Here is a 363-nt window from a genome sequence, read left to right as displayed (position 1 = left end):
CATACCGGCTGCATGGTCGCCTTGGACACACCGAGGATCGCCACTTCCGGCGCGTTGACGATCGGCGTGAAGCCGGTGCCGCCGATGTGGCCGAGACTGGAGATGGTGAAGCAGGCGCCCTGCATGGCATCGGCCGAGAGCTTCTTGTTGCGGGCCTTGTCGGCCAGGTCGGCGGCCTCGGCGGCCAGTTGCAGGAGGCTCTTCCGGTCGACATCGCGGATCACCGGGACCAGCAGGCCGTCCGGAGTGTCCACGGCGAAGCCGATGTGTACGTACTTCTTGCGGATCAGCGCCTTGCCGCTGGGGGCCAGCGAACTGTTGAAGTCCGGCAGTTCCTTGAGCAGGTGGGCGCAGGCCTTGAGC

1 protein-coding gene is annotated in these 363 nt (G+C 66.4%); it reads right to left on the bottom strand.

Translation table 11 applies throughout. The features are described 5' to 3' along the window. On the bottom strand, positions 1-363 hold a 363-nt coding region (locus ACLJNW_RS23620), incomplete at both ends, for a 2-oxo acid dehydrogenase subunit E2 (protein WP_410961143.1).

Origin of the sequence: Salmonella sp. SAL4457 (genome assembly GCF_046548235.1) — a bacterium.
Lineage (GTDB): Bacteria > Pseudomonadota > Gammaproteobacteria > Enterobacterales > Enterobacteriaceae > Salmonella > Salmonella enterica.
Note: the sequence above shows the minus strand (reverse complement) of the source record. Positions and strands in the feature narration are given on the sequence as shown.